The sequence below is a fragment of the Paenibacillus sp. FSL R5-0378 genome (assembly GCF_038009285.1).
Taxonomy (GTDB): Bacteria; Bacillota; Bacilli; order Paenibacillales; family Paenibacillaceae; genus Paenibacillus_AQ; species Paenibacillus_AQ favisporus.
In genome coordinates this window covers 1,899,376-1,910,300 of record NZ_JBBPAY010000001.1, presented here as the reverse complement: position 1 = coordinate 1,910,300, position 10,925 = coordinate 1,899,376, and the positions used below count along the sequence as shown (strand labels likewise).

Genomic DNA, 10,925 nt, shown 5'->3' with positions numbered 1-10,925 from the left:
TCTTGTTCGATCAAGAATCAGGGATTACGTCTGCACGGAACATCCCGCGGCATCGCCGCGATGGACCGGTGTGCCTTGTGGCATGGTGCGAGGCCAAGAGTTCAAGCCAATGCTTGCTTGAGCCGCGGCGAACATGCGTTATGAAGGGCACGTGAAACGTAATCCTTTCCTCGAAGGACCGTCATTTCCTCTCGTGAGGCAGGTCTCCTGACTTACAGGCTGGGTAAAATCGTCCCCGCCTTCCCATCCCGTGTTGCTGCGGGACAGTGGCTTCCTGGGGACATACCTGTTTACAGTGGCGGGACCGTGCCGGAGTTGCACCGGCTTCCCTTTTCACCCGGATCAACGCTCGCCTTATACGGCAGACAGCTTCCGGGACCTCACAAGCACTCCTATTCAATTATCCTGGCCATGCTTCTTTTGTCCTGATTATAGGGGAAAAGCCTGCGGGTGACAATGGAATTTTTGTGTCCAGCGACGCGCCGGGGTGCATGTCCGGTCACGTGCCCGGGAGCATGTCCGGACGCGGGCCCGAGAGCATGGCCAAACCCGGGGGAACGGCCGATTCGGGAAGCAAGTCCTTGTATGCCGGCGGCCTGAGCCCTTTCGCCGTTTCCCATTGCCGGAGTGCAGAAAAGCTCGGACCGGTCGATGACGACCATTACCTCGTTCGCATCCTCTCTCAAGCTTCATTCACCAGCATGCCGTCCCAACCGCCGGTTTCTCCAGTGAAGCTCAGCCGGATCCGCAGCAAACTCCCGGGCTGAACGTAAACGTCCCAGAAGGACAGCCCCGGGACGAGGCGGACCGCGAGCTGCCGCAAGACACCGCCATGAGCGACGATCAGCATTTTCGGCGGAACCGGCGATTCGGGGCCGGTGTCTTCCGGTCCTTGCGATCGGGAAAGAGCCGCCTTCCTGTCACCGATTCCTTTCGATCCGGGCAGTGCCGCCTCACCAGTCTCGTTCTCTTGCGATCCGGGCAGTACCGCCTTACCGGTCTCGATCCTTTGCAATCGGGAAAGTTCCGACCCGCCAATCTTCATCCCTTTCGACCGGGAAAGGACCGCCCCGCCGCCGGTCTGGGCCTCTGCCGGTCTTCTGCATACCCCTTCCACGTCCTTCAACAAGCTGCCGATAAACCCGTCGATCCTCCCGGCAAAATCCGCCCATGACTCCCCGCCCGGCGGGGTCACCTGCTGCGGCGAATCGATCCACTGCCGGTATAGGGGCTTATGCTGCAGCTGCTCATAGGTATGCCCTTCCCAGGCGCCAAAGTCCATTTCCCGCAGCCGCGGGTCATAAATCGCAGTATCTGCGTGCGCCGGACTGATGATCGCCAGTGTCTCCCGGCATCGGGCCAGGTCGCTGCAGTATATGCGGTGGAACGCCTTCCCGGCCAGCTCCCGGGCCAGCGGCGCAAGCTCGCCCCTGCCGCCCGGATCCAGCGGGATATCCGTATGCCCGAGGTAACGCTTCTCCCGGTTCCACCGCGTCGTGCCGTGCCGGACCAGCAGCAGATCGACCCGTTTCACTAGGACGTCCATAAGCTGCCCTCTGCCGCCCACAGCACGGCGATGCCCAGCAGAATAAAGATGACCGATACCGAGATGAGCAGCCGAATCGTCATCGTGATGTCGCGCGCCTCCATCGGGCGCAGCGCCTCGCCCATGTAAGCCCGGAACGAGGCGACGCCGTGGTAGACGTTTTCGCCGCCGAGCCGGATGCCGAGCGCCCCCGCCACTGCGGATTCGGGAAAGCCGCTGTTCGGGCTCGGATGCCGTCGCGCGTCCCGGCGCACGGTGCGCCAGGCTCTGGCGGCGTCCAGCCGCAGCAGCCAGGCGGACAGCACCAGGATGCCTGCGGTGATCCGGGCGGGAATGAAGTTCGCAATGTCATCCAGCCTCGCCGACGCCCAGCCAAGCTGCAAATATTTGTCGTTCTTGTAGCCGACCATGGAATCGAGCGTGTTCACCGCCCGGTAGGCCATCGCCAGCGGCGCGCCGCCGATGATGGCGTAGAACAGCGGCGAGACGACGGCGTCGACGATATTTTCCGCCACCGTTTCGACCGTGCCGCGGACGATCTCCGGCTCGTCCAAGTGGGCCGTGTCCCGGCCGACGATCATGCCGAGCGACTTGCGCGCCTCCGGCAGATCGCCGCACCGCAGATGGCCAAGCACTTCCTTGCCGGCATCCTTCAGGCCCTTGACGGCGATCGTCGTGGCGATCAGCAGCGCCTCCACCGCCCAGGCCAGCCACGGATGCACCTGATGCAGCCCCCAGAGCACAAGCCATGTCAGCAGCAGGGAGCCGCCCGCCACGATGACCGGGAGCAGTATCCCCGCCCTCTTGAGTCCTGACGGGCGGGTGACCCTTGCCCGAATGGCATTCTCCACCTTTTTGATCGCCTTGCCCATGCCGATGACCGGATGGGGAATCCACCTCGGATCCCCGATGATCCAATCGATGATAAAAGCGGCGGTAAGGATCCATATTGCGGTCATTTCCGCTCACTCCAGGCCGCCAGCAGGCCTTCCTTCACCGTGCTGTACACCGCGCGTCCGACCATCGCGCCGAGGTCGGTCGCGGTGCCCGCATAGCGGTGAAGCCCGGCGTAAGCGGCGCTTTGGCTGACGCCGAGAACGACGGCGTCCGTCGTCGTCCCCGTGGCGATCAGCCCATTGTCCGGGTCGCGCACGTCCAGATCGGCCAGCGCCGCGGCCTTGGCCTCCACCGCCGTCATGACGGCATTCAGCATGGCCGCCTTCGTCAACTGGCCGTCGATGGCCAGCATGATGTTGATCGTTCCCGGCGTATAGGCCGCGAACGTCCGCCGCTCCGAGCCGGCACGGGCCGCATTGGATACGCCGGCCGTCGTACAGCAGAACACTGCAGCCTGCTCGTTCTTCTCCTCATGCACCGCCGCATGGCGCAGCTGGACCGCCGTCAGCAGCCCCGCCGTCGTCTCCAGCGGGTATCCCCACGCCGTGAGCCATTCCTCTGTATCGCGGACCGGGTCGCTGCAGTCGTACGTCCGGTCTACATACATATTTGTCACCCGCTGCAGTCTGCTCATGCCGCCTCCGTGAATAGAGCTTCCGAGGCAGTCCAACAGCTCCGGCGCCTCAAGCAGCAAATGCCGCTCTTTCCGCGTCAACACGAGCCCCGGCCACACGGTGGAACGGTACGTATCCTGCAATCCGTCCATAAATGGTGTCGTCATCGCTTCTTATCCCCCATATCGATCTTGTGTTTATGCGGACTCCAAAATCCGGTCCGCAAAGGCTGTGCACATCGTCGCGTCAGCGGCTACCGGCATAGCAGCCGTACCAGCCCTGCGTCTTGGGCTTGCACAGCCTGTCCTTTCGTGCAGATCAGTGCAGATCATTCCGCCCGGCTGCGAGCACGTCGCCCAGCACCGCAAGCAGCCGCGCGTTGGCGTCCGCTCCCTTCACCGCAAACCGGACATGTCCCGGCCCCAGACCCGGGTACATGGCGCAGCTGCGGATCAGGACGCCGCGAAGCCCGAGCTCGCGCTGCAGCTCCCCGGCACTCCACGGTGCCGGCAGCTCCGCGAGCAGGAAATTGGCTTCGCCGCCGCTCACGCGGCAGCCCAGCCCCCGCAGGCCAGCCCTCAGCCGGGCGCGCTCTGCGGCGATCAGCTCCAGCGTCTCGCGCTCATGCGCCTCGCCGCCCTCGAGGCAAAATTCCCCGGCGAGCAGGGCCAAGCCGTTGACGCTCCACGTCACCTGCTTGCCCGTCATCGCCCGGATCACATCCGGATGCGCGGCCGCATAGCCCAGCCGCAGCCCCGGAATGGCATAAAACTTCGTCATCGAGCGGACCAGAATCGTCCGCGGAAACCGCTCCAGCTCCGGCAGCAGCGTCATCCGCTGCCCTTCCGGGATGAAGTCGATGAACGCCTCATCGACGACAAAATAGGTCCGGGTCCGCTCCGCCTCGGCCGCCAATTCCCGAATCTCTTCGAGCGGATACTGCACACCGTTCGGATTGTTCGGCTGCCCCAGAAAGAGCAGGTCCACCTTTTTCATCAGTCCGGCAATGTCCGGAACCTCAGCTCTCCAGTCGCGCTCCCGGCTGCCGAAGACGGCATGCACCTCGGCGCCGAACTGCTCCGACAGCTGCCGGTACTCCGAAAAGCAGGGCTGCACGATCCCGACCCTCGACGGCGCCAGCCCGAGCAGCAGGAGCGCCATCGATTCCGCCGCCCCGTTGCCGATGCTTAAATGTTCCGGTGCCACGCCCAGTTTGCGGGACAGCAGCGCTTTCAAACGGCGGTGTCCCGGATCCGGATAACGAAGGATAGAAGGCAGCGCCTGTCCCAGCTTCGCCATGACGCCTTCCGGCGGACCCAGCGGATTGATGTTGGCGCTGAAATCCAGAAAGGACGCCGGATCGCCGCCGTACAGTTCCGACGCGCTCTCCAGATCCCCGCCATGTCCGTATCGTTCCAGCATATGTATTTTCCCCCCAGCAGTTCACTGTCTTAAATCGCTTACGAATGACCCCATTATGGCGCCAAATTTCGCTGCGCGTCAATTCGGTTTTCGCTTTTGTTTCTTGTCCGCAATTGGTTTACAATAGACAAGGAACCGAATTAATTAAGGCCTTTTAACGGAGGAATCAAATATGCTGTTTATCGATAACCAGGGAATTACCGACCCTGCCGTCAATCTGGCGATTGAAGAATTCGCCCTCAAACATCTGCCCATGGACGACAGCTACCTGCTGTTTTACATTAACCGTCCTTCGATCATCATCGGTAAACATCAGAACACGATCGAGGAGATCAACCAGGAATACGTGAAGGACAACAATATCAAGGTCGTTCGCCGGCTCTCCGGCGGCGGTGCGGTGTACCACGACCTCGGCAACCTCAACTTCAGCTTCATTACCAAAGACGACGGGGAATCGTTCCACAATTTCCTGAAGTTTACCCAGCCGGTCATCGACGCGCTGCACCATATGGGTGTCAACGCGGAGCTGAGCGGACGCAATGACCTGCAGGTCGGCGAGCAAAAGATTTCCGGTAACGCCCAATTCTCAACCCGGGGCCGGATGTTCAGCCATGGCACGCTCATGTTTAACCTGAATCTGGACGATGTTCAGGCTTCCCTGAACGCCAATCCGGAGAAATTCAAGTCGAAGAGCACCAAGTCCGTGCGCAGCCGCGTTGCTAACATCAGTGAGCTGATGAACCAAAAGATGACGATCGAGGAATTCCGTTCCGAGCTGCTCCGCTACATTTTCGGCATGGAACCAAACGAAGTGCCGCAGTACAAGCTGACGGAAGCCGATTGGGAGATCATCAACCAAATTTCCAAGGACCGGTACCAGAACTGGGAATGGAATTACGGGCAGTCTCCGCAGTCCAACGTCAAGCATACGAAGCGGTTCCCGGTCGGCATCATCGACATCCGGATGGATATCAAGGACGCGCGGATTCAGGATATTAAAATATACGGCGACTTTTTCGGTGTCGGCGATGTGGCGGATATTGAGGACCGTCTGCGCGGCAAGCGTTACGAAGAGTCCGAAGTCCGGGAAGCCCTCGCGGACATCGACGTGAAGCACTATTTTGGCAACATCGTGATGGACGACCTGATCGGTCTGATCTTTTTGGAAGAATAGTCAGCTCCGGAAATCGTCCTTATTGTAGTAGTGACATACAGCAAAGAGAGGCCCCATGAATTCCATGGACCTCTCTTTTTTATCGCTCCAACCCTCTCATCCTATGATATAATCGGCTGCAAAAGCTTGCAGAAGGTTGGCGTTTCGCTCACCGCTCAGGCTGCTATGAACGGAGGTAAGGTTTTTCCATGGAAATCAGGCCGATCCTTGAAACCGACTATGAACGCGTGATCCCGGTCGTCAACGACTGGTGGGGCGGACGCCAAATGACGCATCTGCTGCCGAAGCTGTTTTTCGAGCATTTTCAAAATACCAGTTTTGTGATGGAGGAAAAAGAGAGTGGAAAGCTGGTCGCCTTCCTGATCGGTTTCCAGTCCCAGACGCATCCGAACGAGGCGTATATCCATTTTGTCGGCGTCCATCCCGATTATCGCAAGCAGGGTACGGCCCGGACGCTGTATGAGCTGTTTTTCGAAAAAGTTCTTCAGCTCGGCTGCAATACGGTGCGCTGCATTACCTCAGCTGTGAACGAAACGTCCATGAAATTTCACGCCCGCATGGGCTTTAAGCTGACGATGGCCAAAGACTATGCAGGTCCCGGGCAAGATTACATCTTATTCGAAAAGAAGCTGAATATGGACAGTGAAAAATAAGCATACAAAAAGCTGCCGCTAACCGGCAGCTTTTCTAATAGAGATCATTTTCTCATTTATATTTACGCCAGTCCATGCTGCTGTTCTCCAGCAGATGTTCAAAATCGTTATCAAGGCGCTTCTGTTCTGCTTTGCGCGCTTCGGCCGCTTGTCTCTCCTGCTCTTCCTTCTGCTTCTGCTGCTCCGCCTTCAGCTCACTGGACTGCTGCTTCAGCTTATCCAGCACCTCGCTGCTCAGGAGATCCTTCAGCGTCGCCGGTTTATCCGAGACTTGCGGCTTGCTTGGGGCTTGGTTTCGGTTCTTCTTAGCCATCGTATCATCTCCGTTTCCACCCACATTATAGCAGGTTTCCCAGGCTCCGTCATGCCCTGAAGCCGCCCTTAGCGCCTTTTTGATCCTTGTTCTCCCTCGGGTTTTACGATACAATTTGGTCGCTTGCCTGTTTTGCACAGGCCGATCGTACGAACCGTGAAAGGAATGACTTCATTTGAACCGCTCCCGTATTGCCGACCTCAGCCTGCTCATCGTGGCGATGATGTGGGGATGTACCTTTTTGATCGTGCAGCATGCGGTCCGGGTCCTGCCTCCCCTTGCCTTCAACGGCATCCGCTTCTTGGGTGCGGCGGTGCTGCTGGCTCTGATCATTACGTTTTTCTACCGCAGCCAGTGGCGGGATATTTCCGGCAAAATGCTGCTCCACTCGTGCCTGCTGGGCCTTTTTTTGTTTCTGGGCTATGCCTTTCAAACGGTGGGACTGCTGTACACGACCACTTCGAACGCCGGTTTTATTACCGGCTTGTCCGTCGTGTTTGTTCCGTTTTTGGCGCTCCTGCTGCTAAAAAGCCCCATTTCCCGCTATACGTGGATCAGTGCACTGCTGGCCGCCGCCGGCTTGTACCTGCTGGCTTTCGCCGGCACCGCCCTTACGCTGAACAAAGGCGACTTTCTCATCTTCCTGTGTGCGGTGGCGTTCGCTCTGCATGTGGCGTATACGGGCGTGTTTGCGCCGCGCTATTCCGCGCTGCCCCTGGCTGCGATGCAGATGGCGGTTGTCGGGCTGCTCAGCCTCCTCTCCTCGTTGTTATTTGAGGATGTGGGCCCGCTGACGCAGGTGGCGGATCGTCTGCTGAAGCCGGAAGTGATCTGGGCGCTCCTGGTGTCGATCGGTCCGACCAGCGCGTTCGCCTTTTGGATCCAGACCGTGTGCCAGAAATATACGAACCCGTCGCGGGTGGCCGTCATTTTTGCCATGGAACCGGTCTTTGCAGCATTGACGGGCGTCACCTTCGGCGGAGAGGTGCTGGGCGCTGCGGCGGGACTGGGATGTATTTGTATTTTTGCCGGAATGATCCTCGCGGAATTGAAATCTGCCCCGCGTGAGGTACAATAAGAAAAGTATGATCGATGTAATCCACAGAAGACAGACCGCTTTTAGTGGAATCTTTTCTTGCGAGATCAAGATGCTTTTCCCAATAGAGGTTGGACTTTCTGATCTCTAAAGAAAAGTATGATCGATGTAATCCACAGAAGACAGACCGCTTTTAGTGGAATCTTTTCTTGCGAGATCAAGATGCTTTTCCCAATAGAGGTTGGACTTTCTGATCTCTAAAGAAAAGTATGATCGATGTAATCCACAGAAGACAGACCGCTTTTAGTGGAATCTTTTCTTGCGAGATCAAGGCGCTTTCCCCATAGAGGTTGGACTTTCTGATCTCTAAAGAAAAGTATGATCGATGCAATCCACAGAAGACAGACCGCTTTTAGTGGAATCTTTTCTTGCGAGATCAAGGCGCTTTCCCCATAGAGGTTGGACTTTCTGATCTCTAAAGAAAAGTATGATCGATGTAATCCACAGAAGACAGACCGCTTTTAGTGGAAACTTTTCTTGCGATAATAGAATGCTTCAGCTTCGCTGAAAACGATAGATTCTATTATCTAGATAAGAGCCATACTGTGCAGGAATGTTTAGAGAAATACCCATCCTGTGGTAGAGAGAACATGGACGAGCATTTCAGCGCCCTTATAGGCGGAGAGGTTCGCCATGATTAAAGGAGAGAGAATCATGTACAAATTGATCGCGATCGACATCGACGATACTCTGATTAACGACGATAAAGAGGTGACCCCGGGCACCCAGCAGGCGCTGGAGCAGGCGGTCGCCAAAGACGTAGTCGTCACGCTGGCCACGGGCCGGGCCTATGCCTCTGCCCAAGCCATTGCCCGCCAAACCGGGCTGAACGTGCCGATCATTACGTACCAAGGGGCACTGGTCAAAAACCTGATGGACGAAAAAGTCCTTTACGAGCGCTACGTGCCAAAGGATGCGGGCTACAAGCTGTTCCAATACTGCATCGAGCATAACCTTCACCTGCAGGTTTATATCGACGACAAGCTGTACGCCCGTGAAGAGAACCAGAAGCTGAAGGATTACAGCGAGCTGAACCGCACACCTTACTATATCGAGCCGGATTTTGAAAAGCTGATTGCCCAGAAGACGCCGAAAATGCTCATCATCGACGATCCGGCCTACCTGGATCAGCTGATCCCGATTCTGCGCGACCTGCTGGGAGACGAAGTGCACATCACCAAATCGAAGCCGCACTTCCTCGAAATCATGCACCGCGAAGGCACCAAAGGCCATGCCCTCACCTTCCTCGCCAGCCACTTTGGCTGCGACATGTCCGAGACGATCGCCATCGGCGATTCCTGGAACGACCATGAGATGCTGGAAGCGGCTGGCCTGGGCATTGCGATGGGCAACGCCATACCGGCGCTGAAGGACATTGCGAACTACGTAACGTTAAGCAACAACGACGAAGGCGTGAAGGCCGCAATCGAGAAGTTTGTGCTGAACGTTTAATTCGCCAGGAGAGATCCACCTTAAAGTTCAACCCAAAAAGACAGCCGCGAACCAGGATCACCGCTCCTAGTTCGCTAGCTGTCTTTTTGTTTGACGACTAATATTTCCCGGCTGCTGGTTTACCGTTTACTGAACCGCTTTGGCCCGGTCCTTGCCTTTATCCGATTCGCCGGCGTTTTTGTTGGCGGCTTCCCGGTCCTGCTGCATTTCCTCCACGGTCTTCACCTTGAGGCGTGCCGCACCGCGGTATCCTTCCCGGGTCGGAATCAGGTTGCCGGAAGCCAGCCGTACCGCTGCCTCGGCGATGGCATCCCCATATTGCGGCAGCCACTGCTCCTGTGCCACGAGCATTTCGTCGACCATCTGCCAAATTTCGTTCGGGTTGCACACCGCGCCGACCAGCGGGTCCATCATGAACGCCTGGCGAAGCAGCTTGTCGTCGCCGTGTACGGCCGCTTCCACCGCCAGCCGCTGCACAGAAATGCTCGCATTGCAGACCGCCGCCGGTCCGAGCGGCAGATCCCCAACTACCGGCATGGAGATGCCGTTGCGGTCGACGTATCCCGGAGCCTCGATGATCGCGTCATCCGGCAGATTGGTGATCACTCCGTTGTTGACCACGTTGAAATGCCCCCGGTACACCCGCCCCGTCTCCAAGCCTTCGATGATGTAGGATCCGTGCTCATGGCTGCGCTGGTCCTGCTTGTATTCGAACGGCTTCTCCTTCATCCAGTTGGGAAAATCGGTCTCAAACCAGTTGCGCCCTTCCGTGCAGACGCGAAGGTATCCTCCGGTCTCCCCGTTGATCCAGCTGCCGAGGTCGATCCAGTCGTTGATTTCGTCCGCCCGCTTGCGGTACCACGGAACATACTCGCTGAGATGCCCGTTCGATTCCGTACTGTAATAGCCGAAGCGGCGCAGCATGTCGATCCGTACCTTTTCCGTCCGGCTGAAATCCGGATGCTTCTCGAACGCTTCCAGCAGCTTGCCGGTCAGGTCCTCCCCATTATGGCGGATCTGGATATACCATGTCTGATGGTTGATGCCCGCGCAGATGATATCCACTTCCTCCTGCTTCAGGCCAAAAGCTTCCGCAATTTGCCAGTGACCGCCCTGCACCCCATGGCACAGTCCGACCGTGCGGACCCCGCCGTACTTGTTGCAGGCCCACGTGAGCATCGCCATCGGATTGGCGTAGTTCAGCAGCAGCACGTCCTTGGACGCCATTTCGCGGATGTCCTTGCAGATGTTCAGCATCTCGGCGATGCCGCGCTGTCCGTACATGATGCCACCTGCGCACAGCGTGTCGCCCACGCATTGATCGACGCCGTATTTCAGCGGAATGTCCACATCCGTCGCGAACGCCTCCAAGCCGCCAACGCGGATCGTACAGATGACGTATTTGGCATCCTTCAGCGCCTCGCGGCGGTTCGTTGTCGCGTGAATGTTAATGTCCAGCCCGTTCTCCCGAATGTCCCGCTGGCACAGCTCGGTTACCATGTCCAGGTTGTGCGGATTGATGTCCGTAAAAGCAACTTCCACGTTATGAAATTCCGGAACGGACAACAGGTCGCGCAGCAGTCCACGGGTAAAGCCAATGCTTCCCGCCCCGATAAAAGTAATTTTAAATGACACGGCAAAAACCGCCTCCCTCAAGAATAGTCGCCAGGTTCACCCTGATACAGGTATTGTAGCAACCCTTCCTGGGAAAACGTTATCAAATTCATGACCTCTTTGCCGGAAAAGTGTCAACAATTC

General features: G+C 57.6%; 10 protein-coding genes and 1 riboswitch. Of the genes, 4 read left to right on the top strand and 6 right to left on the bottom strand.

The genetic code is table 11. The annotated features are described in order from the left end of the window. Positions 1 to 180 precede the first annotated feature (180 nt). Positions 181 to 398, bottom strand: a riboswitch (cobalamin riboswitch). 284 nt (positions 399 to 682) lie between these two features. From MKY74_RS08820 to cobD, 4 genes are all read right to left on the bottom strand, one after another. Then, complete coding sequence (locus tag MKY74_RS08820; protein ID WP_076173421.1) at positions 683 to 1,546, bottom strand: histidine phosphatase family protein; 864 nt, start codon at positions 1,544 to 1,546, stop codon at positions 683 to 685. Beyond that, positions 1,534 to 2,505 carry an adenosylcobinamide-phosphate synthase CbiB gene (gene cbiB, locus MKY74_RS08815; protein ID WP_076173422.1) on the bottom strand — a complete coding sequence of 324 codons (972 nt, stop codon included), beginning with the start codon at positions 2,503 to 2,505 and terminating at the stop codon, positions 1,534 to 1,536. Before cbiB ends, MKY74_RS08820 begins: the two co-directional genes overlap by 13 nt. Then, entirely contained in the window at positions 2,502 to 3,224 is a 723-nt protein-coding gene (locus MKY74_RS08810; RefSeq protein ID WP_076173423.1) for an adenosylcobinamide amidohydrolase, read from the bottom strand. Before MKY74_RS08810 ends, cbiB begins: the two co-directional genes overlap by 4 nt. Positions 3,225 to 3,375: 151 nt before the next feature. Next, entirely contained in the window at positions 3,376 to 4,479 is a 1,104-nt protein-coding gene (gene cobD / locus MKY74_RS08805) for a threonine-phosphate decarboxylase CobD (protein ID WP_076173424.1), read from the bottom strand. A gap of 172 nt (positions 4,480 to 4,651) precedes the next feature. On the opposite strand from cobD, the gene MKY74_RS08800 reads away from it, so the two are divergent. After that, positions 4,652 to 5,653: a lipoate--protein ligase gene (locus MKY74_RS08800; RefSeq protein WP_076173425.1), complete on the top strand. Its 1,002-nt coding sequence runs from the start codon at positions 4,652 to 4,654 to the stop codon at positions 5,651 to 5,653. A gap of 188 nt (positions 5,654 to 5,841) precedes the next feature. Next, positions 5,842 to 6,306 carry a GNAT family N-acetyltransferase gene (locus MKY74_RS08795; protein ID WP_076173426.1) on the top strand — a complete coding sequence of 155 codons (465 nt, stop codon included), beginning with the start codon at positions 5,842 to 5,844 and terminating at the stop codon, positions 6,304 to 6,306. Between the two features lie 52 nt (positions 6,307 to 6,358). On the opposite strand, the gene MKY74_RS08790 is transcribed toward MKY74_RS08795, so the two are convergent. After that, complete coding sequence (locus MKY74_RS08790) at positions 6,359 to 6,619, bottom strand: YqkE family protein (RefSeq protein ID WP_076173427.1); 261 nt, start codon at positions 6,617 to 6,619, stop codon at positions 6,359 to 6,361. A 175-nt stretch (positions 6,620 to 6,794) separates the two neighbouring features. Between MKY74_RS08790 and MKY74_RS08785 the strand changes: the two genes are divergently transcribed. Continuing rightward, positions 6,795 to 7,697 (top strand): DMT family transporter, encoded by a 903-nt coding sequence (locus MKY74_RS08785; protein WP_076173428.1) that lies wholly within the window; start codon positions 6,795 to 6,797, stop codon positions 7,695 to 7,697. 672 nt (positions 7,698 to 8,369) lie between these two features. Then, a complete protein-coding gene (locus MKY74_RS08780) occupies positions 8,370 to 9,167 on the top strand; it encodes a Cof-type HAD-IIB family hydrolase (RefSeq protein ID WP_076173429.1) in 798 nt (265 codons plus the stop codon). A 126-nt stretch (positions 9,168 to 9,293) separates the two neighbouring features. Here MKY74_RS08780 and MKY74_RS08775 read toward each other — a convergent pair whose 3' ends face one another. Beyond that, entirely contained in the window at positions 9,294 to 10,802 is a 1,509-nt protein-coding gene (locus MKY74_RS08775) for an alpha-glucosidase/alpha-galactosidase (RefSeq protein WP_076173430.1), read from the bottom strand. Positions 10,803 to 10,925 lie beyond the last annotated feature (123 nt).

Excerpts from the sequence above, each read along its gene's own strand:
- MKY74_RS08820 (WP_076173421.1), bottom strand. The coding sequence starts at position 1,546 with ATGGACGTCCTAGTGAAACGGGTCGATCTGCTGCTGGTCCGGCACGGC.
- cbiB (WP_076173422.1), bottom strand. The coding sequence starts at position 2,505 with ATGACCGCAATATGGATCCTTACCGCCGCTTTTATCATCGATTGGATC.
- MKY74_RS08810 (WP_076173423.1), bottom strand. The coding sequence starts at position 3,224 with ATGACGACACCATTTATGGACGGATTGCAGGATACGTACCGTTCCACC.
- cobD (WP_076173424.1), bottom strand. The coding sequence starts at position 4,479 with ATGCTGGAACGATACGGACATGGCGGGGATCTGGAGAGCGCGTCGGAA.
- MKY74_RS08800 (WP_076173425.1), top strand. The coding sequence starts at position 4,652 with ATGCTGTTTATCGATAACCAGGGAATTACCGACCCTGCCGTCAATCTG.
- MKY74_RS08795 (WP_076173426.1), top strand. The coding sequence starts at position 5,842 with ATGGAAATCAGGCCGATCCTTGAAACCGACTATGAACGCGTGATCCCG.
- MKY74_RS08790 (WP_076173427.1), bottom strand. The coding sequence starts at position 6,619 with ATGGCTAAGAAGAACCGAAACCAAGCCCCAAGCAAGCCGCAAGTCTCG.
- MKY74_RS08780 (WP_076173429.1), top strand. The coding sequence starts at position 8,370 with ATGTACAAATTGATCGCGATCGACATCGACGATACTCTGATTAACGAC.